Here is a 26,511-nt window from a genome sequence, read left to right on the forward strand (position 1 = left end):
AAATTCATGGAGCAAAAATAGGAAGTCGAATGTCGAAAGTCAAATGTTTAAGACGTCGGTATTTGCTTTGGGTTAGATTTCGAGCGCAGTCGAGAAATCTAATCAATGCAAGCGGTTGGTCTTTTGAGAAAGCAAAACGGCTCAACCGGATTGGCTTCAGATAAAAAAGGGTGCAGAAAAATTACCACCACCACCCATCCTCAAGTTAATGCGGGATTTCACAAGCCAAGTACAGAAAAAATGCACAAAATCCTAAAACTCAACCGTCCAATCACCCCAATAAAAAAGCCCCGTCTTTCAACGAGGCTTTCCAATATAACTTCAGAAAAATTACTTTTTCTTTCCTTTTGCAGGAGCTTTTGCAGCTTTTGCAGCCTCTTGAGCAGCTTTCATCGCCGCACGAGAGATACGTACCTGAGCTACAACCGTGTTGTCCGGGTGCATCAATTTGTACTTGTCAGAAACGAGTTTCGTAACGTACAATTTGTTACCCATTTCAAGCTCAGTGATGTCCGCTTCAACGAAGTCAGGAAGGTTTGCCGGCAACGCTTTCACTTTAAGTTTGCGTTGGTTCAAACGAAGAACACCTCCGCCAAGGACACCTTTTGAAGTACCAACCACTTTCACAGGAACTTCCATAGTAATCTCTTTCTTCTCGTTAAGTTCGAAGAAGTCGATGTGAAGGATTTTGTCGCTGATTGGGTGAACCTGGATATCCTGAAGGATAGCGTTGATTTTTTTGGCACCTAGATCGAGCACGACAGTGTGCGCGTTCGGAGTGTAAACCAAGTTTTTGAAAGACTTCTCTTCTGCAGAGAAGTGAACTGGTTTGTCGCCGCCGTATACTACGCACGGAACCATTCCAGCATCACGTAGCGACTTCGTCGATGACTTGCCTACGTTTTCTCTTTCTGATCCTTTAATCGTAATCGATTTCATTGATAAAAAATTATAGTTAATATTAAAAATTACATTACAAATTTGCCGCTGATCGACTTATTCTGTTGCACCATCTGCATGACGTCGGCGAACAGGTCGGCACAGCTCACGACCTTGATTTTATCCGATTGCTTCTTAAGCGGAATCGAGTCGGTCACAATCAGTTCGGTCAATTTCGAGTTCTCGATCTTCTCGTAAGCCGCTCCCGAAAGAATGGCATGTGTACAGATCGCACGAACGCTTAGCGCTCCTTTTTCAATCATGAGGTCGGCTGCTTTGGCGAGCGTTCCTCCGGTATCGATCATGTCGTCTACCAAAATCACGTTGCGGCCTTTCACTTCACCGATGAGTTCCATCGATTCGATCACGTTCGCAGCCTTGCGTTGCTTATAACAGATCACGACATCCGAGTTCAGGAACTTCGAATAGGCGTAAGCTCTTTTAGAACCGCCCATATCCGGAGACGCGATTGTGAGGTTTTCGAGATTCAAGCTTCTCACGTAAGGCAAGAAAATCGTCGAGGCGAACAAATGGTCGACCGGTTTCTCGAAAAATCCCTGGATCTGATCGGCGTGCAAGTCCATCGTCATGATGCGTGTCGCTCCGGCGGCCTCGAGCAATTTGGCTACGAGTTTGGCACCTATCGGAACGCGCGGCTTGTCTTTCCTGTCTTGGCGCGCCCATCCGAAATAAGGGATGACGGCCGTGATATGACGGGCAGAAGCGCGTTTTGCGGCGTCGATCATGAGCAACAACTCCATAAGGTTGTCGGCACTCGGAAATGTCGAGCACACGATAAAAACCCTGATCCCGCGGATCGATTCTTCATAAGACGGCTGAAATTCACCGTCGCTATATTCAGAGAACGTAACTTTTCCTAGCGGAGCACCGTATGCTGCGGCGATCTTCTCTGCGAGGTAAGTGCTTTGCGTACACGCGAAAATCTTGGCTTCCGGCTCGTGATGCGACATTTTAATGTGTTGTTAAGTAGTTAGTTGTGTGACCGTTTTGTAAACGGTGTGCAAATTTAGAAATTAAATCCGATGCGGAAAGAATAAAATCATGTAAATTTTGTTTGCAGATAAAGAAAAAGTTTTACATTTGCAGCCACAAAACGGTTCATACCAAATCAAAAATGCCCGGGTGGCGGAATTGGTAGACGCGCTGGTCTCAAACACCTGTGGGAAACCGTGCCGGTTCGAGCCCGGCCCCGGGTACGAAAACCTCCTTTTTTAGGAGGTTTTTTTATTTGGGGTCGGCTCAAACTATTCAAGTTTGCGGCCCCGGGTACGAAAACCTCCTTTTTAGGAGGTTTTTTTATTTGGGGTCGGCTCAAACTATTTCAAGTTTGCGGCCCCGGGTACTAAAGCTTCTCAGAAATGGGGAGCTTTTTTATTTATATAGTTTTTGGTTTTTGGGCGTTCCGGCGGCCAGACTTTGGAGACGCTTTTGTTTGGAACAAGATATGGGCTCCGAGCGTAGTCGAGGAGCCGCCGTCGGGCTATCCGCTGTATCTTTTGGGGTTCCGAGCGCAGTCGAGGAACCCCAAAAGGATGCCGCTTCTATCCCTAACGCAATTACCCGAACAGATTTTCTTCAAACCAGAAAAAGCTTTTTCGCTTGTTAGTTTCCAAAAATAACCCCAATCCATACGTTTCGTGACCGCCATCGAAACCCATTTTCCAATCAAAGTCTATCCAAACCAAACATTCCGTAATTTAGTACCGCCGATTTTTCCCGCCCCATTTTACCAAACACATTTCCAAAAACAATTGGCATTGCTTTCCATGAAAAAAGCACAAGCGACACAGCCAAAATCAGATGCGCCTTCTGTTCTCGAGAAGGAGCGGCATATTTTGCTCGACCTGGCCAAAGACATCACCAAAGTGCGCGAAAAGAACGACCTGATCGTGCTGTTCACCAAACGCATCCGCAGTTTCTTCGAATTCACGCATACTATCGTCACGCTCATCGACCACAAAGACGAAACCTACACACCTTTCCTTTTAGACAATGAGCGTTCGCCGATTCGCGATCACTCGGCTTACCAAGGCCTTATCAAAGCGCATTTCAACCTTAACGAACCGTTCATTCAGGAGGTCCTCGCTGCCGACGGTCCGATCTCGTTCTATCTCGAAGACGTTATGGACGAACCCAAAAGCCCGTCTTTCCTACGCGTGAATTACGAAAGAGGTGTGCGCGAAATCCTGATGACGACGTTGTGGCACGAGGAAAAACCCATGGGTTTCATCCACATTTATTCCGATAACAAAGAAACGTTCACCCAAGAGTTCCGCAACATCATCAAAGGCATCACGCCCCAACTTTCGGTGGCGGTCTCGAACATCATCAAAAACGAGGAACTCCAGAAAAAGGAGGCCGAAAAGTCCTATCTGCTCGATTTCAGCAACGACATAGCCACGGTGCGCAACAAAGAAGACCTGGCGTTGTCGGTGCGCACGGCACTTGCGAAAATGAATTCGCTCAACGGTTACGTGATTCGCAAAATCAATGAGGACGGGCAAACCATGAGCACGTATATTTACGACACCACGCTTTCCATACAGGACGATTCGCTGCTGCAGGAAGTGTTAAGGTCGAAATTCCCGATTAACGACGGTCTGCAAAACCGCGTGCTCAACAGTTACATTCCGCTGCTGTTCAACGTCGATATCGAAATCAATCGCGGCATCACCTCAAAGTATCTTCAATTGTGGAAACACATCGGCTTCCGCAACCTTGTCGGGATCGCGTTGCGTCATGCAGACGTCAATCTCGGCATCCTTTGGCTCAATACTGATGAAGTCAACATTCCGTTGATTCAAGGCATTTGCGCCCAGATTTCGATTGCGATGGCGAACATCATTTCGAACGAAAGCCTTGTCACCAAGACCACTCAACAAGAGGTTTTGCTGCAATTCAGCAATGAGATTGCGGGCGTGCGCACCAAATCCGATCTCGAGAAAGCCATCGTCAAGGTATTGCGCGAAATGCTCGACACCAAACTTGCGATGCTGCGCGTTTTCGACGAAGACGGCCTACATCTTACGCCTTATATTTTCGACCGCAGTATTTTCGCGAATTTCAACATCGATTTCGACAAGATGGCCTCGGTCAAGATCGAACGCAGCGAAATTTATACGGCCCAAGTCATGAAATCGCGTGAAGCCGTGGTTTTCAATGTGGCCGAAGAACTCAAACGCGAGGACAACAGTTATGCGCTTTTGTGGCAAAAAACAGGCTTCAGGAACATGTACGGCGCGTTGTTAACGGTCGGGAATTCGAACATCGGCACACTTTGGCTGTTGGCCGATCATCTCGATCCGGCGATACTTAAAGGCATTTGTTCCCAAATCGGAATGGCGATCGCGAACATCATGGCCAACGAGAAGCTGCTGGTTTATAAACAACAGCTCGAACAGGAAAACGTGTACCTGAAAGAACAAATCAAGAACATTTACAATTTTTCGGACATTATCGGCTCGGGCGAACAGATGCAGAACGTATACCGTCTCATGTCGCTTGTCGCCGATTCGAATTCGACGGTGCTCGTGCTGGGCGAGACGGGAACCGGAAAAGAACTCATCGCGCGCGCCATCCACAATGCATCGCCGCGAAAAGACCGATTGATGATCAAGGTCAACTGTGCCGCCATGCCAGCAAATCTAATCGAAAGCGAATTGTTCGGACATGAAAAAGGAGCGTTCACAGGCGCGCTTGAACGCCGTATCGGAAAATTCGAATTGGCCAATCACAGTACGCTTTTCCTCGACGAGATAGGCGAGATGCCGCTTGAAGCCCAAGTCAAATTGCTGCGCGTGATCCAGGAACGCGAACTCGAGCGCGTCGGCGGCAAAGAGACGATAAAAGTAGACGTGCGCATCATCGCGGCGACCAATCGCGATTTGGAAGAAGAAGTCAAGGCGGGTCGTTTCCGTTCCGATTTATATTACAGGCTCAACGTTTTCCCGATAGAACTTCCGCCTTTGCGCGATCGCATGGAAGACGTCGAAGCGCTCGCGAACTTTTTCCTTTCGAAATACAGCAAGAATTCAGGCCGCAACATCACGCGCATTTCAGCGAGAGCTTTGCAACAATTGCATAGTTATTTGTGGCCGGGCAACGTACGCGAACTCGAACATCTTATCGAAAGGAGCGTGCTTATGGCCCAAGGCAACACGTTGCAGGAAGTCTATCTGCCCAAGAAAACCGATGCCAATACTGCTGCTGCCGATGCGTTCGACAAAACCCTCGAACAAATGGAACGCGATTTTATCATCTCGACGCTCAAACGCTGCCGCGGAAAGATCTCGGGACCCGGAAGCGCGGCCGAAGTGCTCGACATTCCCGGGAATACGCTGCATTCCAAAATGAAGAAGCTCTCGATTTCCAAGTCGGATTATTTCAAGAATTGATTTTCCGGACAATGAAATTACAGCAACCTGCTTTCGATTCGAGGCAGGTTTTTTTATGCGACGGAATTCCGACAGAAATCCCGAAATAAAAGGATGCAAAAAGTGATTTCACTGAATAAAGTGAAATTCGAAAATGACAATTGTTTTTAAAATGCTGATTTACAATTGATTAAGTGATTGGCACGTCGTTTGGCTATTGCTCTGTCAAATTTGAAAATCAATAACCACCATTTTAAAAGCAAGTATCATGAAAATTCTAGTAATCGGGGCGACGGGCCTTATCGGAAGCAAAACCACCGAAAAGTTGAGGAAACTCGGGCATGAGGTCATAGCCGCTTCACCATCCACAGGAATCAATACCATAACGGGCGAAGGATTGGCCGAAGCCGTAAGCGGAACCGACATAGTCATCGACCTTGCGAATTCCCCATCTTTCGCCGATAGAGACGTCATGGAGTTTTTCGAGACTTCAGGCAAAAACCTGTTGGCCGCCGAAATCAACGCCGGAGTAAAACACCATGTCGCGCTTTCCGTTGTCGGAACCGATCGTTTGCAGGACAGCGGATATTTCCGCGCCAAGCAAGTACAGGAAGACCTGATCCGCAAATCGGGCGTGCCTTTCACGATCATCCATTCGACGCAATTTTTGGAATTCCTCGGAGGAATCGCCGCCTCGGCAGATGCAGGCGCGAACGTTACGTTATCTCCGGCAAAAATCCAACCAATCGCAGCCGAAGACGTCTCGACTTTCGTAACCGAGATTTCGTTGCAGGCGCCGACCAATGGAATTGTCGAAATCGGCGGTCCGGAGCGATTCCCGCTTTCTGACCTCATGCAGAAATATCTCGACAAGACCAATGATTCACGTAAAGTCGTGGCAGACGCGAACGCTTTGTATTTCGGCGCGCGCCTAGACGATTTGACCTTGGTGCCGAATGACGACGCCAAACTCGGGACGCTCACGTTCGAGCAATGGTTCCCGAACCGTCCGCAAAGATAAACGGCTTGTTGTCCGTCGAAACGAAGATGACGGATGCCAGGTTGCCGAGGCGGTTGTAACGGGCATGCACTTTCCATCCGTTCGTGCATTCGGATAGCCCAACGTCGGACGCATTATCCGTGCGAAAATCCGATCAACAACACGGCAACACGGCGGGCAACGCAACGCCAGTCGGGTTTTACATCTGACGCTTAGATATAACAATTGACTAAAATCCAATCCTATGAAACGACTTACACTATCGCCCGTTATCACCACCGATGTAGAAGGTGACCGCAGCTTCTTTGCGAGAAAAGCACGTGCTTTCGATTTTGAGGGACTTATGGATCCGATCATCGGGTTCGACCATTTCGAATTGACACGAGATGTTTTCGGACCGCATCCGCACGCAGGCATGTCGGCCATCAGCTATGTTTTTGAACATTCGGCACCGTATCGCAGCATCGATTCTAGGGCGAACGATATCACGATCACGCCGGGCAGCCTGCTTTGGACGTTTGCCGGAAAAGGCGTTGTGCATACCGAATTCCCGGTGCCCGACGGAGCCGAAGTAGAAGGTTTGCAATTGTTCCTGAACATGCCATTGGCGAAAAAAACCACGGAACCTCAAAGTGTGTTCATCGACAAATCGCAAATGCCCGAAATAATTGAAGACGGCGTGCGCGTGAAAGTGGTTTGCGGCAGTTCGGGTGAAAAAAACAATCCGATCGCCACACCGGATCCGCTTGCGATACTGCATGTTTTCGTCGAACCGCGCAAAAGCTTTACGCATGTATTGCCTGCGAATTGGTCGGGAACGGTGTTGGTCATCGAAGGCCGTTGCGACGTGATGCTGCCCGAAGAGACCGTAGAACTCGACGAAGGCAATGTCGTGTCTTTCGGACGTTCCGAAATAGAGGAAGCGATCACATTCAACGGCATTACCGATTCAGAAGTGATTTTCATATCGGGCGTACCGCTAAACGAGAAAATCTTTTCACAAGGCGCGATGGCAATGGGTTCTCAGGAAACCTTGCTGCAAACGCTGTCCGATTTCAAAAGCGGGAAAATGGGTAACGTAACGATCGAGGACGGCGAGCGCAAAATTATTCCGCCCGTAGAAGTTTAATCATTTACAATCAATCCATACATATCATGAAAACACGACTTAATATTTTCGAAAAAGGAAAAGACGCTTTACGACCGTTGTTCGGAGTGGGCGCCTACATCAACAAATCTACCATCGATGCTTCGCTGCGCCATCTTGTCGAGGTGCGCGTCTCGCAGATCAACGGCTGTGCGTATTGTCTTGACATGCATTACAAGGAAGCGCGTGCCATCGGAGAAACCGAACAACGCCTTTACGGACTCAGCTCGTGGAAAGAAGCGCCGTATTACACCGAACGCGAACGCGCGGCTTTGGCTTGGGCCGAGGCGTTGACGAAAACCAAAGTTTCCGAAAAGACATACGCTTTGGCGAGTGCTCATTTTTCGGAACAGGAACTCATAGACCTCACGATCGTCGTGACCGGAATCAATACGTGGAACCGCATCCAATTGGCGTTTCCTTCGGTGGCCGGATCGTATCAACCCGGACAATTCAATTGACAACCTAAAATCGATCTTATGAAAATTCTACAATTTTTCAGTTTCACGAGCATCACGAGAGCTTTTACGAACGAGTTAGGGCCGGAATACATCGGTCCGACGCACAAATACGATTCGAGTGAAGGATGCGAATACCTCGACGAAAACCTGCACATGCAAGAAGACGCGTTCGACGATACCGAGTTCGAAAACTATTGATCCATCATTATAAATCTAAATAAATCAACCATGCAAGAATTCCTAGTAGTGATCCACAGAGATTTCACGAGCGCCAACCCGACCCCGACTCCCGAACAAATGAAAAACGCCATGCAACCGTACCAGCAATGGATCGGCAGCCTCGCTTCCCAAGACAAACTCGTCGCGCCTCCGAAACGTTGGGATGCAGACGGACGCGTCATCACCAAAAACGGCCTTTCATCCGGGCCGTATGCCGAAGTCAAAGAATCCATCGGCGGACTTTTCCTGGTCAAGGCCAACGATTATGACGAAGCCGTCGAGCTTGCCAAAGGATGTCCTATCATCGAATACGGAGCGACCGTCGAAGTACGTCAGGCCGTTCCTGTAGCATAATCTTTCTTTTTTGGCACGTTCGCGCATCGTCGGGAGCGTGCCTTTTTTTGCAATCAAACCGAATTTTATGAAATGGATTTTGCAGCTTTTCACGAGTTCGCTCGGAAAGAAAATCACGATGGCGCTCACGGGGTTGTTCCTGATCAGTTTCCTGATCGTGCACGCGGCGATCAACGGGCTGATTTTTTATAACGACGGAGGAAAAACGTTCAACATCGGAGCACACTTCATGGGCACGAACCCAATCATCCGAACGCTCGAAATCGTGTTGATTCTCGGATTCCTGATCCATATTTTCCAGGGATTGTACCTGTGGAAACAGAACCGCGACGCGCGTCCGGTGCGATATGCGTATTCGAAACCCGCACCTCGAGTGACTTGGTACAGTCGCAGCATGGCGTTGCTCGGCACATTGATTTTGCTGTTTTTGGTCGTGCACACGTCGAATTTCTGGATTCCGAACCGCCTTAGCCAATTCAGGACGGGCGAAGAATTGCCGTTGTACGAGATGATGCTCGAGAAGTTCAGCAACCCGATAGAAGTCACGATCTATGTTTTGGGCTGCTTTTCGCTGTTTTGGCATTTGCTCCACGGATTTTCGAGCGCGTTCCAAACCCTAGGACTTTCGCATTACAAATACGACGGACTGATATGGTTTTCGGGTGTGTGTTTCTCGATTTTGATCCCGTCGTTTTTGGCAATGATGCCGATTTCGATGTATTTCGGATGGATCACCTAAGTCAGCCTAACCGCATTGATTGAATCCTCACCGCGTTCAGGATTGCGAGCAAAGCTACGCCCACATCGGCAATCACGGCTTCCCAAAGATTGGCGACGCCGCTTGCGCCCAAAGCGAGCACGGCGATTTTTACGGCCATCGCAAGCGCGATATTTTGCCAAACGATGGTTTTGGTGATTTTTCCGGCCCTGATCGCCGAAACGATTTTAGACGGCTGGTCGTTCTGGATCACGATGTCGGCGGTTTCTATCGTCGCGTCGCTTCCAAGCCCGCCCATTGCGATTCCCGCGTCGGCCAAAGCCACGACGGGCGCATCGTTTATGCCGTCGCCTACGAAAGCCAGGCGTCGGTTTTGGTTTTTCAAGTCTTGCACTTTTTCGACTTTTCCCTCGGGAAGCAAATTGCCGTAAGCCGTTTCGATCCCGATTTCTTTGGCCACTTCGGCCGCGACATTTTCCTTGTCTCCCGAAAGCATGACCGTTTTGATGCCAAGCGCGTGAAGTTTCGCGATGGCGTCTTTGGCGTCGGGTTTGATTTGATCCGAAATCACGATATGACCCGCGTATTTCTTGCCGATGGCCACCACGACGGTCGTAAACACGATAGTGTCGATTTCTTTTGGGTAATCGATTCCGAAACTTCGCAGCAATTTGGTGTTTCCGACGAGGATTTCGTCGACGCCGATTTTGCCTTTCAATCCGTGGCCCGCAATTTCTTCTACATCCGAAACCGCAATGTTGTCGGCAACTTCGCCTTTGGCTTTTTCTACAATGGCCAACGCGATCGGATGCGTCGAATGGCTTTCCAAAGCGGCCGTTTTTTGGAGCAATTCTTTTTCCGAAATACCGTCGGATACGATTTCGCGCACTTTGAAAACGCCTTCGGTAAGCGTTCCGGTCTTGTCCATTACCACAGTGTCGATCTGCGTCATCACGTCGAGGAAGTTCGAGCCTTTGAACAAGATGCCGTTTCTCGATGCAAGCCCGATTCCACCGAAATAACCCAACGGAATCGAAACCACCAAAGCGCACGGGCAACTAATCACAAGAAAAACCAAAGCGCGGTAAAACCATTCGCGGAACACGTAATCGGAAACAAAAAAGTAAGGTGCGAAACAAACGAGCAACGCCAACGCGAATACGATAGGCGTGTAGATTTTGGCGAAACGGCTGATGAACAATTGCGTCTGCGATTTACGCGCCGTCGCGTCCTGAACCATTTCGAGGATGCGGCTCAGTTTGGAATCGCTGAATTTGGCCGTGACTTTTATGTCGCAGACCGTGTTGAGGTTGATCATGCCGGCGTATACTTTTTCACCTGCGCTTTTCGAATCGGGTTGGCTTTCACCGGTCAAAGCCGAGGTGTTGAACGTGGCTTTTTCTGAAACCAGTTCACCGTCGAGCGCGACTTTTTCGCCAGGTTTTATGCGGATGATTTCTCCGATTCCGACTTCGGAAGGATGCACTTGCGAAATAGTATCGTCACGTTTCACCGAAACCGATTCGGGCCGGATGTCCAAAAGCGACTTAATGCTGCGTTTGGCTTTGTCTACGGCCGCGTCCTGAAACCATTCGCCTATCGAATAAAACGCCATGACCGCGACGCCTTCGCTGTATTCACCGATCGCGAACGCGCCGATCGTGGCCACGCTCATCAGGAAAAACTCGTTGAAGAAATCGAATCGGATGGCTTTTCTGTAGGCCATATACAACACGTCGTATCCGGCTAAAAGGTAAGCGATGCCGAAAATTATGAGGTCGATCGGGAATTCGGGCACGAACGAAAATCCGTATTCCAAAACTAACATGGCAAACAAAATCACGATCGCGAGCAACAACGGCCAATGGCTTTTCCAGCCCGAACCATCCGAATCGTGGTCGTGGTCGTGCGAATAGCCGTCGGAATCGTGATTTCCGTGATCGTGACTGCAAGATTTGGGTTTGATTTCCATTGGACGTTTAAGGTACGAAAAGCTGGGCTCGAAAACGAGCGTCGCATAAAAAAGCCCCTTCGCAATGAAGAGGCTTTGGTGTCAATCGGTTTTGATGTTGCCGATCTTGAACTTTCCGTTTTCTTTCACGATTACGGGACGGATCAACGCTTTTTCATCTTCAAAATTCATGTCGTACGTCACGCGGAAAACGTTGAACGTCACGGCAGGCTCAACTTTCAACGTTTTGAGCCATTCGACGTCGTAATCCTGTGCACTTACGAAAATGTCGTAATCGAGTTCGCCCGAAGCTTGTTTGGCCTCGATTTCCTTGAGGAATTTGGCCGTGCAGTATTTTTTCCTGATCGAGGCGACCTCTTTTTCGTTGGCAGGTTCTTTGGCGTTGGCCGTGATGTATTCCGTGTAGAACGCCTTTAGCATGTCGATTTTCGCCTTTTGGTCGTTCGCTTTTTGGGCGATGGCCGAAGCCGAAAACGCCAAAAACAGCAACAGCACTTTCAAATGTTTGTTCATAGGTTGTTAGAGTTTTTTCAATCCTTTCGAGTTTTCAGAAGTCGCAGGCACGATCGAAATGGCATAACCGCCACCCGAAGCAACCCATTGCGACAATTTCGATTTGTTCGTCACGAGTACTTTGCGGATGTTGTACGACTGCGGATTCGTCTTGTAATGCGCGTCTTTTCCGTCGGCGTAAATCGTGGCGACGTACGTTTTGCCCTTGTCGAGGAAATTGAAGTTGATGTTCGACGTGCGCGGATCGTTCCCGCCTACGCTTCCGATAAACCAATCTTGTTTTCCTTTGGCTTTGCGCGCCGCGGTGATATATTGTCCGGGTTCGGCCTCGAGGTATTTGCTGTCGTCCCAATCGATCGCGACGTCTTTGATGAACTGGAACGCATCGATGAAACGCTCATAGTTTTTAGGCAAATCGGCGGCCATCTGCAAAGGCGAATACAAGGTCACGTAAAGCGCGAGTTGGTTCGCGATCGTGCTGTTCACATGCGAATGGTTTTCCGGGTTTAGTTTGGACAGGTCCATTTCGAAAATTCCCGGCGTGTAATCCATCGGGCCGCCCAAAAGACGCGTGAACGGAAGCAACGTCACATGGTTGGGTTTCGATCCGCCGAACGATTGGTATTCGGTTCCTCTGGCCGATTCGTTTCCGATCATGTTCGGATACGTGCGGCAAATTCCCGTCGGACGCACCGCTTCGTGCGCATTGACCATGATCTTGTAATCGGCGGCCTTTTCGATCGCATATTGGTAATGGTTGATGATCCATTGGTCGTAATGGTTTTCGCCACGCGGCAAAATGTCGCCCACATAACCGCTTTTCACGGCATCGTAACCGTTGTCTTTCATGAATTGGTAGGCCTTGTCGATGTGGCGCTCGTAATTTCTTACCGATGAAGACGTCTCGTGGTGCATGATGATCTTCACACCTTTCGAATGCGCATATTCGTTGAGCATTTTCACGTCGAAATCGGGATAAGGCGACACGAAATCGAACACATAATCTTTCGAATGCCCGAACCAGTCTTCCCAACCCTGGTTCCAACCTTCGACGAGAACGCCGCCGAAACCGTGCTTGGCCGCGAAGTCGATGTATCTTTTGACGTTGGCGTTGTTGGCGCCGTGTTTTCCGTTCGGTTTCACTTTGGTGTAATCGGTGATGCCGAGTTGTACCGACGGAAGTTCGTCCGTATACGACCAGGTCGATTTGCCTGTGATCATTTCCCACCAAACACCCACGTATTTCACCGGATGGATCCAGGACGTATCGTCAATTTTACACGGCTCGTTGAGGTTCAACGTGATTTTCGAGGCCACGATGTCGCGCGCATCGTCGCTTACCATGACCGTTCTCCAAGGCGAAGTGCACGGCGCTTGCATATAGCCTTTGTCGCCTTTCGCATCGGGCGTGAGCCACGATTGGAACGTGAGCGTTTTGGGGTCGAGGTTCAAGTGCATGCACGCGTAATCGATAAGCGCGGCTTCGTGAAGGTTGATGTACAATCCGTCGGCCGATTTCATCATGAGCGATGTCTGTACGGCGGAATCCGAAAACGACGTCTGCGACAAGTTCGCCGTCACCGATTTCTTCATCAAACCTTGTATTTCCGACAGTTTCGATGTCGTAAAATCGTATTCCTGCGTATCGTAATCGCCCGGAATCCAAAACGCCGTATGGTCGCCGGCCATCGCGAATTGGGTGCGTTCTTCCTTGATTACGAAATACACGAGGTTTTTCTGGGTCGGGAATTCGTACCTGAAACCCAATCCGTCGTCAAACAAACGGAAACGCACGATCATGACGCGATCGGTTTTGTTTTGTTTGAGCGTGACCGCAAGTTCGTTGTACTGGTTGCGGATGCTTGCCACTTCGCCCCAAACCGGTTTCCAGTTTTCGTCGAAAGTTGCGGTTTGGGTATCCGAAACGGTAAAATCGTCAAGCAGCGATTTCTCGTCCTTTTTGAGTTCGAGCCCAAGTTTGCTCGTCTTGATGACCGCTTTTCCTTTGTAATCGAGTTTGTACGTCGGGACGCCGCCCGATTGCAGCGCGAAATCCATGGTCAGGTTACCGTTGGGCGACTTGAGTTGTTGGGCCGAAACCACGCAACTCGCAAGCACGAAAAGGAATCCGAGGAGTGTTTTTTTCATTTGGTTTTTCAATAGAGGTTTGGCTTCAAAGGTAACGAAATCGACAGGTACGAAAAAGCGAAAAGGCCTCGAATGAAGCCTTTTCCCAACCTTTGAACGGATAAGTTATCAACGAAAATCCAACTAAATTTTTTCGAATGTCAATATGTCGGTGCCGCCGTTTCCGCCGCTCACGTCTATGAGTTCGATACGGTTGGCCGTGTAGAGTACGATATCCCAATCGTCTGAAAGGTCGGCGAAGTTGCCCGGAGACGAGAAAAAGATGTTGAAATCGACGTCCGAACTGTCGTCGTCTCCGTGTCGGCTTGAACCGCTCGAATTCGTAACCGACCATGTGCCTTGAACCGAATTGCTGCCATCGGTCGCGACCAATTGGTTGTTGTCGCCGAAAGTGAACGTATAGGAGGCGAATTGGGTCGTTTCTTCAGAATCGGTGTCGAAATAATACGTTACCTTCCAAGTACCCGAATTCACGGCCGAGTTGATCGCCGAAATATTTTGCGAGCTTCCGTGGTGGCTGTCGTCGTCATCGTGCTCCCATTCGCAGGTAGAGGCCGTGTTCATGATGAAAATGGCGGCAAGCGCGAAATACACAGGGAATTTTCCGGTTTTTGACAAGGCTGTTTTCAATGATTGAGTGATCGTTTTCATGGTGATTGTTTTTAGATAATTGATTTTAAACTGAATAGGATTAGGATGATTGCAAGCCAAATGAGCATTTGTACGAGTAAATGCAGTTTGTTTTCGGACGGATCAAAAAGTCGTTTCGGAAATCGCATCGCCATTCGTTTGCCATTTGGTGCTTTTGTATGGAAGACAGAAATTTTCGGATCGACCCTACCTCCGTATTCATTTTTTTTTAATTTCGGTTTCCTGGAGGGATTCCGACGAAGGAGGAATCTCGTCCAGACGGCGTAAGGCTGAGATTTCTCCTTCGTCGAAATCCCAACCTCCAACCAATGGAAAATCCCGATAAAGGCATTTGTTCCGAAAACGTATTCACGCGATTTTTCAATCAGCAAATAAGTGCGCTGCGCAATTTCCTGTATTTCAAATTCGGCAATGAAGATTTGGCAGACGATTTGGCTCAGGACGCGTTCATCAAACTTTGGCAGAATTGTGCCGATGTGCGCCATCCGAAATCGTTCATTTACACCGTCGCCCGAAACGCCGCATTGAACCAGATCGCTTCGCAAAAAGTCGCGCTCAAATTCGAACGCACACATTCCAAAGACACGATTACGATAGAAAATCCCGAATTTTTGATCGAGGAAGAACAATTCCGACAAAAGTTCGACCGAGCGATCAATTCGCTGACCGACGCCCAACGCGAGGCTTTGTTGCTCAATCGCATCGAAGGAAAGAAGTATAAAGAGATTGCCGAAATGCTCGACATCAGTGTCAAGGCCGTCGAAAAAAGGATTCACGGCGCGCTTGTGACTATGCGCGAACAAATCGACAATTTCAGGTAGGGTTTTTCAAATCGACCTTGTCATAACGCAAACAAGACCAAATGGACCAAGATACTTTACTCGCGCGCTGGCTTGCAGGCGAATTGTCCGAAAACGAACTCAAGGAACTCGAGCAAAGTCCCGAATTCCCGACGTTGTCGCGCATAAAGGACAATTTCGAGACGCTTCATAAGCCTCGATTCGACTCGGGAAGCATCCTTACCGAAGTGTTGTCTCACGAGAAAAAACCGACCAAAATAGTGCCGTTGTACGCGCGTCGTTGGTTGCAAATCGCGGCTGCAGTTGTCGTATTCATCGGATTGGCAGTCACATTCTTGATGCCGACGCATGAATCGGCCGATAACGGAAAAACATTGACGTTCCATTTGCCGGATAATTCCGAAGTCGTACTCAATTCCGCATCCAAAGCCGATTTCAGCTCTTGGAATTGGAACAGCAAACGCGAAGTGAACCTCGAAGGCGAAGCGTATTTCAAAGTCGCCAAAGGTAAAAAATTCACCGTCGACACAGATTTAGGGCAAGTGATGGTCATAGGCACGCAGTTCAACGTGAAATCGCGCGGCAACAGGTTCCAGGTCGTGTGTTTCGAAGGAAAGGTGCTCGTGCGTTTCGATGCCGAAGAATGGCTGCTCACGCCCGGACACGGCATGAATTTCGAAAAAGGCAAGCAACCGCAAAAAATGCACATTCCCGATTTGTCGCAACCCGAATGGATGAGTGGCGAAATCGCTTTGTATCTCGAAACCTTGCCCGAAGTCGTGGCCGAAATCGAACGCAAATACGATGTGGAAATCGACCTCAAAGGCGAATCTGAGCAATTGTTCACCGGTTTCCTTCCGGCCGACAATCTCGACGCCGCGCTCAAAGCCGTATGCCTGACGTATCATTTACAGGTCGAGAAATCGGGCAATTCCATCATTCTAAAACCGTGATGCGGCTGCGGCTCGTCATATTCGCGTTTCTGTTGCCGATGTTCGCGTTGGCGCAAAACCAAAGGCTTGCACTGAAAACGCTGCTCGCGCAAATTTCTCAAAAACACGACGTGCGCTTCAGTTATATCGAAGACGAATTGGTGGTTTACATGCTCGCGTCTCCCGATGAAAATCTGACGTTGGCCAAAAAAATCGAATATATCGAAGCCCATACGCAGCTCAAATTCGAAACCGTTTCGGCCAATTATTACGTGGTTTCGAACAACCGCAAGATGGACAAGCCGTTGTGTGCGTATCTCATCGATTCCGAATCGGGAAGAGGAATCGAAAACGCCCAAATCACGATGCAAGGTTTGTCTGTCGAGGTTTTTTCGAACGCGGACGGCTATTTCGAATTGCCGGTTTTGGCGCCGAACACGATCCAGATCAGGCATCTCGGATACGAAAACATCCAGATCGAACCCCAAAGCATTTACGTTTCCGATTGCCCGAAACTGCAGCTCAAACCCGTCATCGAAGAACTCAAACCCGTTCTCGCGCATCGTTATATCGCGACGGGAATCACCAAAAACGACAACGGTACGTTGACCGTCCGTCCCGGCAAATTCGGGATTCTTCCGGGCTTGACCGAACCCGACGTCTTGCAAACCATGCAACAAGTTCCCGGCATCTCGAGTATAGACGAAACCGTTTCGAATATCAATGTGCGCGGCGGTTCGCATGACCAGAATTTGTTTTTGTGGAACGGCATCCGCATGTTCCAGACGGGGCATTTTTTCGGATTGATTTCGGCTTTCAATCCGATGCTCGCCACAAATATTTCGATCTCGAAAAACGGAAGTTCGGCCCGTTATGGAGAAGGCGTTTCGGCTTTGGTCGACGTTTCGAGCCACACCAAAAAGATCGACAGTTGTTATAACGCGGTCTCGGTCGATTTGATCAACGCGAACTTTTTCTCGAAGATAAAATTGTCCGACAAGGCCACGATCCAAGCGGCCGGACGACGCACGTTCACCGATGTGGCGACTACTCCCACATTCAAGATGTACCGCGACCGGATTTTCGACAATACCGAAATTTACGATGTGACAGGTAACCGCAAAATTCCGATCCGAAGCAAAAACGACTTCTATTTTTACGACTTTTCGCTTCAATACCACCAAAAAATCGGGACGAAACACGAGTTCGTACTCGATGGAATCGGTATTCGGAACGAGGTCGATTTTACCCAAAGCCGCGAACTTGACACGATCAAGAATTCGATTTCACAACAGAATTTCGGGGCGAGTTTCCATTGGCGATCGTCTTGGAACGACCTCCATTTTTCGGAATTCCAAGCGTACGGATCCCAATATGGACTCGATTCGCACAGCAGGGATTTTACCGACGGATTCGGCCAATCGAACCGCAATTCGATTTTTGATTTAGGACTTCGGTTGCATCATTCGTACGCCGTTTCAGATCGGTTCGATGCGACTTTCGGATATCAATACGATGCGATCAACGTCGGGAACGATTTGCGCACTTTCGATCCCGATTTTTCGCAATCTTCAGACGAGACCTCGCGTACCCATGCCGTTCTTGCCGAAGGCGATTACGCTTCCGCGGATGCGAAAACCAAGATCCGTGCGGGTTTGCGACTCAACTATTTCGAACGATTCGCTTTGGTTTTGGCCGAACCGCGTCTTGTGTTGATCCGTTCGCTCACCCAAAAACTCAAACTCGAGATTTTGGCCGAGCGCAAAAGCCAGAGCATTTCGCAAATCGCGTCGCACGGACAGGATTTCCTCGGGATAGACAACAACCGATGGGTTTTGGCCAACGAATCGGGCGTTCCGGTGCAGAAAAGCACACAGTTTTCGGCCGGACTTACGTTCGAACACGACGGCTGGTTGGTTGCTGTCGATAATTTCTACAAGCACGTTTCGGGAATCAACGCGTCCGAGCAGGATTTCCGCAACCAGTTCGAAGGCGTTCAGGCAACCGGCAGTTATAGGGTTTTGGGTTCGGAATTTTTCGCCCAGAAGAGTTTCGGCAAGTTCTATTCCTGGATTTCGTACACCTATAACGACAACCGATACGATTTTGACGCGTTCGCACCTTCGCGCTTCGATAACAATTTCGCGATCAAACACGCGATTTCCTGCGCCGCGATTTACGAATGGAACGAGTTGCGTTTTGCCTTGGGCGCGAAATGGCATTCGGGCCGCGTGACGACTTTGCCGACGGGAATCATCATTGATCCGGCCAATCCATCGAATTCTGAGATCACTTTCGGGCAACCCAATTCGCGTACGCTTAAAGAATATGTGCAAGTCAATTTCTCGGCTTCGAAAAACTGGACGTTGGCGCCAAAAACGGTTCTTTCCGCGAGTGCGTCGGTGCTTAATATTCTGGACAGGAAAAATGTGATCAACCAATATTATCGCATAAACGAGGCTTCCGATTCGGCCGAACGCGTCACTTCGTATTCTTTAGGCCTGACGCCGAACGTTGCGTTAAAGCTTATTTTCTGACACGTACTTTATCGATATTTCGTTGATTGTCGTCACTAATAATGTCGACCAAACGATTTATTTACCAAAAATTCTTATTAAAAAAAGCCACTTCGCCGAAGTTTTTAACATTTTTGTCGAATAAAAGCTGTTGGATTTCAGTTTGTTGCCAAAACATATAAATTTGTCATGTCAAACATTACAGAAGTCCCAATCTGCATAAAATGATGAGAACAGTCTGCATTTTCCTATGGCTTTGCGTATGCCTTAGTTCGAGTGCGCAAGTCGGTGTCGGAACGACGAATCCGAACGCCCAGCTTGATATCGTTGCTTCGAACCCGTCGGCTCCAACGAGCAAGGACGGTCTTTTGATTCCCAGAATTTCTGCTTTTCCAGCAATCAATCCGTCGGTTTCCCAAGACGGGATGCTCGTGTATTTGAATACGGTATCGGGCCCTTATCAACCGGGTTTTTATTATTGGAACAACGCGGCCTCGCTCTGGATTTCGATCAGCAGTTTCAAAGGATGGGATACGGTCGGTAATGCGAATGCGGTCAGCGGAACGAATTTCATCGGAACGATCAACGCCCAGGATGTCGATTTTCGCTCGAACAACAGCATCAAAATGCGATTGACCCAACGCGGACAGCTCGAATTCCTCAACAACGGCACTTCCATTTTCATCGGTGAACAAGCGGGCGACAACGACGACGAAACGGCCAACCGCAATTCGTTTATCGGGTATCAGTCGGGATTGGCCAATACGACGGGCAGCAACAATATCGGTTTGGGTTATCAATCGCTTTATTCGAATGTTTCCGGCGATTACAACATCGGCTTCGGAAACGGGACATTGCGCAACAACACAGGAAACAGCAACGTCGCGATCGGCAACAACGCGATGACGCAAAATACGATCGGTGCGAACAATCTCGCCATCGGTGCCAATGCCTTGAGCCAATCGACTACCGCTTCGTGGAATACGGGACTAGGCGGAAACGCTTTGCGCAATAACACCACGGGCGAATCCAATACGGCGACAGGTCCGAATTCGATGATGGCCAACACTACGGGTTCTGGAAACACCGCAAACGGAGCGAATTCCTTAGTAGCGAACATCACCGGAAACTCGAATACCGGCATCGGATTTTCGGTACTTCACGACAATACGGGCGGAAATTCCAACACGGCGATCGGTTCGTCCACGATGTACTACAACAAGACCGGATCGAATAATACAGCCGTAGGAGCGGCGGCTTTGATCAACAACGAAACGGGTAACGGCAACACGGCTTCGGGCCATTATGCGTTGCGTTGGAACGTTTCGGGCGACAACAACACCGCCATCGGGCGTTATGCGTTAAGCAGCAACCTCACCGGATTGACGAACACCGCTTCGGGCGCGAATGCCATGGCGACCAACCAATCGGGAAACAACAATACGGCTTCGGGGAACTCGGCTTTGCGCGAAAACCTCACCGGCGACAACAATACCGCAATCGGTTCTTCATCGCTTTACAATTCGTTAGGCAACAGCAATACGGCTGTCGGGAACGCGGCCTTACTCGCGAACTTGACGGGAAGCAACAACACCGGAATCGGAAACGGAGCGAACGTATCCACTTCGGCTTTGGGCAATGCTACCGCGGTCGGAAACGGCGCAATCGTGAACGCTTCGAACAAAGTGCGTCTCGGAAATGCGGCCGTAACCGTAGTCGAAGGGCAAGTCGCATATTTCAACCCTTCGGATGCGCGCTTCAAATACGATGTGAAGCAAAACGTTCCGGGTCTCGATTTCATTATGCGATTGAAGCCTGTGACGTACCATTTCGATGCGAGAAAATTCCAGTCGCATCTTACGCAAAACCTTCCGGATAGTTTAAAAACCGATATGAATGCCGATTTCGACAAGTCGTCCGCAATCATCCGCACCGGATTTTTAGCTCAGGACATCGAAAAAGCGGCCAACGAAATCGGATATGATTTTGACGGATTGCACAAACCCGACGCGTCGAATCCTTCCGACAATTACAGCGTCGCTTACAGCCAGTTCATCATGCCGCTCGTGAAATCGGTTCAGGAACAACAATCGGAAATCGAGAAGCTCAAAGCCGAAAACGCCGCTCTCAAAACGGTTTCGGCGAACCAGAAACAAACGCTCGAAGCGATCGAGGCAAGACTCTCCAAACTCGAGAAATCCAACGATTAATTGAAGTAAAACAGGATTTTCGTTCCCGACGCATTTCCTTTCAAGTCTTTAAGGTCGACGATCTCAAAGCTGTAATCAGTGCGTTGTTTCTTGTTGAAGTTGGCGATGCGCTCGCTCGCGAAACGAAGCCCGAGCGATTCTTTCCGGAACGATTTTTTGTCGCTGTTCTGTTTGGCTTTCTCACGTCCTATACCGTTATCGGTAATCGAAAGCACGATTTTCACATCTTCTTTTTTGATGTCGATGCCGATGTTTTTCTCGCCTTCGCGCAACATCAAACCATGCCATAAAGCGTTTTCGATAAACGGTTGCAGGATCAATCCGGGCAAGCGGATTGATGCGGGGTTGATATTCGGGTCGACATCGATCGCAAAATTGATTTTCTTGTCGAAACGAATGTTCTCGATATTCATGTACAGCTCGATGATTTCGAGTTCTTCCTCGAGCGAAATGCTGTCGGTACGCGAACTTTCGAGGATTTTGCGGATGAGTTTCGAGAATTTGTTGAGGTAATAAACGGCCTGTTCCTTGTCGTTGTCGATCAGATAGACTTTTATCGAATTGAGCGCGTTGAAAATGAAATGCGGATTCATTTGGCTGCGCAGCGATTCGAGCCGCAACAGCGAAATCTCGTTCTCGAACGAAAGCGTGAGCGATTTGAGTTTTTCGTCTTCCGATTTTTGAAGTACCGATTTGAGCTCGTCGGCCTGTTCGTGCAATTTTGTTTCCAACTCCACCTGGTAATTCTCTTTGAGCCGTTGTATTTCGGCCTGTTCCTGAATGATTTTCTGTTGGGAATTGATTTTCTCCAAATACAGCAACCGGATCTTATATCCCAAACCGAGCATAAAAACCACCGATTCGAAAATGATACCCGTGCAAAAGAAAACCAAAGGAGCCGGCGTTTCGTAAGGCAAAAACAACGTGCGGTAGAAAGCTGTGTACGCCAAAATGTTGTAAGCCGTCACGCCTACGATGATGAAATATCCGAGCCGGTTCGGAATGAAAAACGCCGAATACAACGCATAGATGCTGAATCCCGTAATCACCGGCAAATGGAAGAACATGTAGTACACATGCAGGATTTTCAGGTCGCCGATTGCGATCGAAAGCACGAAAAGTACGCCTCCGACGGCCATCAAAGTATACAGCACTTTGGTCAAAACCGTATGGAATTTAGGCCGATGCTGCTTCAAATCGAGAAATTCCCGATAAAAGAAAAACAACAAGCAATGGAATAAAATCTGGCTGTACAGGCTGTATCCGTAAAAGCGGCTCGTCACATACACGTCGTCGAGATGGAACAAAAACGGCGATTTCGGAAACAGATACGTAAGCGTCACGAAGTTGTAAAGCCCGTAATAGAGGAAACTTTTCACGCGCGATTGCGAATAGATCAACGCGCACAAAGCCGTGAGAATAAACAACATGCTGGCTACGAAACTCCAGATGTACACATATTCCGGCTGGCTGTTTATGACAACCTTGAGGCTAAAGTTTATCAAGGAAAGACGCTTTTTTCTGTCGGGAAACCGGGATTTTCACTTGGTTGGAAAGCACCACATATTCGTCCGATTTATGGTATTCCCGAATTTTATTGAGGTTGACGAGATACGAATTGTGCACGCGGAAAAAATGCGAATCGGATAGCTTTTCCTCCATGAACTTGAGTTTTTGCGTAATCAGGATTTTCTCTTTGTTCTCGAGGAAAATCGTGCAGTAATTGCCGTCGCTTTCACAATACAAGATCGAATCGGGCTCGAGGAAAATGATTTTACCGTCGCAAGGCACGCTGATTTTTTTCGCGCCCGATTGATTTTTCTGCAGCATCGCTTCCAACGTCTGCTCGAGTTTTTCGCTTAGGGCGGGTTTGTTTTTTTGCAATGCGATGTTGTTCACGCAAGCCACCAAATCGTCCGAATCGATAGGTTTGAGCAGGTAATCGATCGCTTTTTCCCGGATCGCTTTTATCGCATATTGATCGTAGGCCGTCGTGATCACCACGCCGAAATTGCGGTTCGGAAAAAATTCAAGGAATTGGAAACCGTCCATTCCGGGCATTTCGATGTCTAAAAACACACAATCCACCACATGCGATTTTAGGTAATCGATCGCAGAAGACGCATTCGAAAACGTCGCGACAATGGAAACGTCCTTGCAAAAATTCTGCAATTCCCATTCAAGGCTGCGAATGGCCATCGGTTCGTCGTCTATGAGGATAACATCGATCATACGATTAAATGTACTGTAATTTTTTGACAGCCAGTCGTTTTGTGTGCCGATGGCAGATTTTTGCCTGTCGATCGCCGCTTTTCGTTTACCGATGGCATTTTTTGAAAACCGATCCGGATTTTCCACACGAAACCGATTACACGCAAACCGACCAATCTACACACCCTATCGTTTCGTGCGCACATTCTTCAGATTCCCTACAGGACATTCCCGATACCTTAGCCTTAACGGATTCGCCCCGATCCGCAAACGAGAAGTACCACCAAAATCTCCGCGTCATGAAAAAGGTTACTCTTTGGGCGTTCCTGCTTTTGTGTTTTCCGATTTATGCCCAAATCGGGATCAATACCATCACGCCAAATGCGATGTTCGAGGTCAATGCTACCGATCAGGGCGTGCTCATTCCGCGGGTGGCCTTGACTTCTGCTTTGGTTTCGGCGCCGGTTGTCAATCCGCAAGGAGGCGCGCTTTCCGTTTCGACTTTGATCTACAATACGGCGACTGCGGGCGTCTCGCCGAATAATGTCGTGCCCGGATTTTATTTTTGGAACGGTACGAAATGGACGGCTCTCAACAGCGACCTCACCGGATGGAGCACGACCGGGAATTTAGGCACGTCGTCTACCGTGAATTTCATAGGCACAAGAGACAACCAGGACGTAATTTTCAAACGAAGCAACCAAAGAGCCGGATTTCTCGGCCAATCGAACACGTCGTTCGGATTAAGAACGCTTCCGACGTCCGGCATCAGCACCAACAACTCGGCTTTCGGGCTCGAGGCATTGTTTTCGAATACGACGGGAGAAGAGAATTCGGCAATCGGCAACAAAGCGCTGTTCTCGAACATTTCGGGCGATTATAACACGGCGATGGGAGTGGAAGCGCTCACGGCCAATTCAACGGGCGACTATAACACCGCAATCGGGCGACGCGCGCTCAGAAGTTCCGTTTCGGGCATCGCCAATACGGCTTTAGGCTATCATGCACTGGATAGCAATACGGGCGATTTCAACACGGCCGTCGGAAGCATTGCATTCGCCAATGGCAGCGGTGACGGAAATACGGCTATCGGACGAAGTGCACTCGAGCAAACCTCGGGCAGCAATAATGTAGCGGTTGGGCACAAGGCCGCAGAACTGCTCAACAGCGGAAGCAATAACATCGCCATCGGTGCCAATACGAGTCTTTCCTCGACCACGGTTTCGAACGAATTGAACATCGGGAACACCGTTTTCGGGAAGATCGGCGCGACGGAAAAAGCCATCGGAATCAACATCAATACGCCAAAAGCGATGCTCGAGGTCAATTCTTCGAACAGCGGCATTTTGATCCCTCGTGTGGCTTTGACCTCGACGACGGTAGCCGCGCCCGTCACCAATCCGCAAACGGGTGCTTTGGCAGAATCCACGATGGTGTACAATACCGCTATGGCCGGGACTTCGCCAGACAACGTAAAACCAGGATTCTACTATTGGAACGGAACAAAATGGGCGCGATTCGATTCAGACGGAGAAAAACAACCACATTTCTACACGGCCGATGCGACCACTTTAGCTCCCGTAGCCACAACGATGCAAGCGATGCCCGACATGACCGTGACTTTTACACCAAAGCAGTCGGTGGTTTTCGTGAATTTCTCGGCTTCGGGCTTTTCGACCACGACAGCATGCGGCAACTTCTCGATTTTTTTCCAGATTCATGTGAACGGGGTCGCGGTCAGGTCTTGGCAAACGCCTACCGAGGACGTGCTCAACGCATCCACGAACAGACCTTCCTGGGATACGACGTTGAGCGTTCCCGTCTCGGTTACCGAAGGCATTCCGCAGACCGTTTCGATTTTATGGGGAACACCGGGCTGTAACGCGGGTCTGAATCCGGTGGGAACATCGGTTATCGCATTTTCGGGATTTACTTATGGAGCTTTGCGCACGTTGACCATAATCGATCCGGCCGGAGGTTCGGGTGTTACGGGAACGCCTCCGGTGACGGCTTCGAGTTGGGCGGTTTCGGGGAATTCGGGACTTACTGCCGCGTCGAATTTCATCGGTACGATCGATAACGCCGACGTGGTTTTCAAACGCAACAACATGAATTCGGGTCGGATCTCCTTGACAAACACCGCTTTCGGGTCTGAAAGTCTGATCACGAACAGCGGAGGCGGCAATTCGGCTTACGGCAGCGAAGCACTCGCCGATAATGTTTCGGGTGGAAGCAACACCGCAATCGGCGCACGCACCATGGTCAGCAATGATTCGGGGAATTTCAACGTCGCCGTCGGAAGGGAAGCGTTATTGACCAATTTTACCGGAAATCGCAATACGGCCGTCGGTTTTTCGGCCATGTCGGCTGCTACGCAAGGCCAGAACAATACGGCTTTGGGCAACGAGGCGGAAACGTCCGGGGTTCTTACCAACGCCACGGCCATCGGGTCGAACGCTTTGGTGAGCACGAGCAATTCGCTTGTGCTTGGCAGCATTAGCGGAACCAATTCGGCCACCGCCGACGTAAACGTAGGAATCGGCACGACCGCACCCGAACGCGCGCTTCATATTTCAAGAGGCGACAGCGGCGGAACTCCGTCCGTAAATACGGTTTTGGCGATGGAAAACGACGGCCCGACGTTTGCGCAGATCATGTCACCGTCCACGTCCGAAAGCGGCTATTTGTTCGGCACGGAAGTCGGTTCGGTTCGAGGCGGCATCGTCTTCAACAGCCCCGGATTGCTTGAAGGCATCGGGTTCCGTTCAGGCGGCAATACGTTTCGTATGGGATTGACCGCAGCCGGCGATTTGGGCATCGGAACGGCAACTCCGGGCGGTCAGTTCGAACTTTCGCTCAACGAAGGTCGGAAACCCTTGAGTTCGGCCTGGACGATTCCGTCGGACGGACGCTTAAAAAACATAGACGGACTTTACGAAAAAGGGCTTGGGGAAATCTCAAGGCTTAAAACCGTGCGTTATCATTACAAAAATGTTCCCGATAAAACGTTTGCCGACGAGGTTTTACGCGAATCCGCGGTTGGGTTCATCGCCCAGGAAGTACGCGAAATTTTCCCCGAAGCCGTTGGTGTCGACCGCGACGGGTACCTGAACTTCAACATGCACCCGATTTTGGTCGCTTCGGTCAACGCGCTTCGGCAACTTGACGAGAAGCAAAAGGCAATCACGTCCGAAATCGAAATCCTCAAAAACGAAAACGCCGACCTCAAAGCCCAAATTGAACTCATGAAATCGGTCATGGCCGAACAGAGCGATATGATCCGAAAAGTATTGGCCGCACAAGCCGAAAACAAATGATAAATGTGA

Annotated in this window: 20 protein-coding genes and 1 tRNA gene; 13 read left to right on the forward strand and 8 right to left on the reverse strand. The window is 49.3% G+C overall.

Translation table 11 applies throughout. The features are described from left to right. Window positions 1-330: 330 nt before the first annotated feature. Both HZF10_RS05555 and HZF10_RS05560 read right to left on the reverse strand, forming a co-directional pair. Window positions 331-939, reverse strand: a complete 609-nt coding sequence (locus HZF10_RS05555; RefSeq protein WP_176005191.1) for a 50S ribosomal protein L25/general stress protein Ctc — start codon at window positions 937-939, stop codon at window positions 331-333. A 29-nt stretch (window positions 940-968) separates the two neighbouring features. After that, on the reverse strand, window positions 969-1,910 hold the full coding sequence (locus HZF10_RS05560; RefSeq protein WP_176005192.1) for a ribose-phosphate pyrophosphokinase: 942 nt from the start codon (window positions 1,908-1,910) through the stop codon (window positions 969-971). Window positions 1,911-2,076: 166 nt separating this feature from the next. On the opposite strand from HZF10_RS05560, the gene HZF10_RS05565 reads away from it, so the two are divergent. From HZF10_RS05565 to HZF10_RS05600, 8 genes are all read left to right on the forward strand, one after another. After that, window positions 2,077-2,156, forward strand: a tRNA-Leu gene (locus HZF10_RS05565). Between the two features lie 570 nt (window positions 2,157-2,726). After that, a complete protein-coding gene (locus HZF10_RS18065) occupies window positions 2,727-5,354 on the forward strand; it encodes a sigma-54-dependent Fis family transcriptional regulator (RefSeq protein ID WP_176005193.1) in 2,628 nt (875 codons plus the stop codon). Between the two features lie 247 nt (window positions 5,355-5,601). Beyond that, entirely contained in the window at window positions 5,602-6,354 is a 753-nt protein-coding gene (locus tag HZF10_RS05575) for an SDR family oxidoreductase (RefSeq protein WP_176005194.1), read from the forward strand. A gap of 223 nt (window positions 6,355-6,577) precedes the next feature. Further along, on the forward strand, window positions 6,578-7,462 hold the full coding sequence (locus HZF10_RS05580) for a pirin family protein (protein WP_176005195.1): 885 nt from the start codon (window positions 6,578-6,580) through the stop codon (window positions 7,460-7,462). Window positions 7,463-7,488: 26 nt separating this feature from the next. Further along, window positions 7,489-7,941 carry a carboxymuconolactone decarboxylase family protein gene (locus HZF10_RS05585; protein WP_176005196.1) on the forward strand — a complete coding sequence of 151 codons (453 nt, stop codon included), beginning with the start codon at window positions 7,489-7,491 and terminating at the stop codon, window positions 7,939-7,941. An 18-nt stretch (window positions 7,942-7,959) separates the two neighbouring features. Further along, window positions 7,960-8,139 (forward strand): hypothetical protein, encoded by a 180-nt coding sequence (locus HZF10_RS05590; RefSeq protein ID WP_176005197.1) that lies wholly within the window; start codon window positions 7,960-7,962, stop codon window positions 8,137-8,139. 30 nt (window positions 8,140-8,169) lie between these two features. Next, window positions 8,170-8,514 (forward strand): YciI family protein, encoded by a 345-nt coding sequence (locus HZF10_RS05595; protein ID WP_176005198.1) that lies wholly within the window; start codon window positions 8,170-8,172, stop codon window positions 8,512-8,514. A gap of 67 nt (window positions 8,515-8,581) precedes the next feature. Then, entirely contained in the window at window positions 8,582-9,253 is a 672-nt protein-coding gene (locus HZF10_RS05600) for a succinate dehydrogenase cytochrome b subunit (RefSeq protein WP_176005199.1), read from the forward strand. 1 nt (window position 9,254) lies between these two features. Here HZF10_RS05600 and HZF10_RS05605 read toward each other — a convergent pair whose 3' ends face one another. From HZF10_RS05605 to HZF10_RS05620, 4 genes are all read right to left on the reverse strand, one after another. Next, on the reverse strand, window positions 9,255-11,204 hold the full coding sequence (locus HZF10_RS05605; RefSeq protein WP_176005200.1) for a heavy metal translocating P-type ATPase: 1,950 nt from the start codon (window positions 11,202-11,204) through the stop codon (window positions 9,255-9,257). An 81-nt stretch (window positions 11,205-11,285) separates the two neighbouring features. After that, the gene (locus HZF10_RS05610; protein ID WP_176005201.1) at window positions 11,286-11,717 is read right to left on the reverse strand and encodes a DUF3828 domain-containing protein; all 432 of its coding nucleotides are present in this window, start codon (window positions 11,715-11,717) and stop codon (window positions 11,286-11,288) included. Window positions 11,718-11,723: 6 nt separating this feature from the next. Beyond that, window positions 11,724-13,865 carry a glycoside hydrolase family 97 protein gene (locus HZF10_RS05615; protein ID WP_176005202.1) on the reverse strand — a complete coding sequence of 714 codons (2,142 nt, stop codon included), beginning with the start codon at window positions 13,863-13,865 and terminating at the stop codon, window positions 11,724-11,726. A 123-nt stretch (window positions 13,866-13,988) separates the two neighbouring features. Further along, a complete protein-coding gene (locus tag HZF10_RS05620; RefSeq protein ID WP_246282483.1) occupies window positions 13,989-14,516 on the reverse strand; it encodes a hypothetical protein in 528 nt (175 codons plus the stop codon). A gap of 308 nt (window positions 14,517-14,824) precedes the next feature. Here HZF10_RS05620 and HZF10_RS05625 point away from each other — a divergent pair, with 308 nt between their 5' ends. The 4 genes from HZF10_RS05625 to HZF10_RS05640 all read left to right on the forward strand — a co-directional run bounded on the left by HZF10_RS05625 (window position 14,825) and on the right by HZF10_RS05640 (window position 20,974). Continuing rightward, window positions 14,825-15,337 carry an RNA polymerase sigma factor gene (locus tag HZF10_RS05625; RefSeq protein ID WP_176005203.1) on the forward strand — a complete coding sequence of 171 codons (513 nt, stop codon included), beginning with the start codon at window positions 14,825-14,827 and terminating at the stop codon, window positions 15,335-15,337. Between the two features lie 41 nt (window positions 15,338-15,378). Beyond that, window positions 15,379-16,269, forward strand: coding sequence for a FecR domain-containing protein (locus tag HZF10_RS05630; protein ID WP_176005204.1), 891 nt, complete (start codon window positions 15,379-15,381; stop codon window positions 16,267-16,269). Next, window positions 16,209-18,785 (forward strand): TonB-dependent receptor, encoded by a 2,577-nt coding sequence (locus HZF10_RS05635; protein ID WP_176005205.1) that lies wholly within the window; start codon window positions 16,209-16,211, stop codon window positions 18,783-18,785. The genes HZF10_RS05630 and HZF10_RS05635 overlap by 61 nt, the downstream gene beginning before the upstream one ends. A 203-nt stretch (window positions 18,786-18,988) precedes the next feature. After that, window positions 18,989-20,974 carry a tail fiber domain-containing protein gene (locus tag HZF10_RS05640; RefSeq protein WP_176005206.1) on the forward strand — a complete coding sequence of 662 codons (1,986 nt, stop codon included), beginning with the start codon at window positions 18,989-18,991 and terminating at the stop codon, window positions 20,972-20,974. Here HZF10_RS05640 and HZF10_RS05645 read toward each other — a convergent pair. Further along, window positions 20,971-22,479 (reverse strand): sensor histidine kinase, encoded by a 1,509-nt coding sequence (locus tag HZF10_RS05645; protein WP_176005207.1) that lies wholly within the window; start codon window positions 22,477-22,479, stop codon window positions 20,971-20,973. The two genes, HZF10_RS05640 and HZF10_RS05645, sit on opposite strands and share 4 nt — an antisense overlap. Next, a complete protein-coding gene (locus HZF10_RS05650; RefSeq protein ID WP_176005208.1) occupies window positions 22,466-23,206 on the reverse strand; it encodes a LytR/AlgR family response regulator transcription factor in 741 nt (246 codons plus the stop codon). The genes HZF10_RS05645 and HZF10_RS05650 overlap by 14 nt, the downstream gene beginning before the upstream one ends. Before the next feature lie 278 nt (window positions 23,207-23,484). Between HZF10_RS05650 and HZF10_RS05655 the strand changes: the two genes are divergently transcribed. Beyond that, window positions 23,485-26,502: a phage tail-like protein gene (locus HZF10_RS05655; RefSeq protein WP_176005209.1), complete on the forward strand. Its 3,018-nt coding sequence runs from the start codon at window positions 23,485-23,487 to the stop codon at window positions 26,500-26,502. Window positions 26,503-26,511: the final 9 nt, after the last annotated feature.

This window comes from Flavobacterium agri (assembly GCF_013401995.1).
Taxonomy (GTDB): domain Bacteria; phylum Bacteroidota; class Bacteroidia; order Flavobacteriales; family Flavobacteriaceae; genus Flavobacterium; species Flavobacterium agri.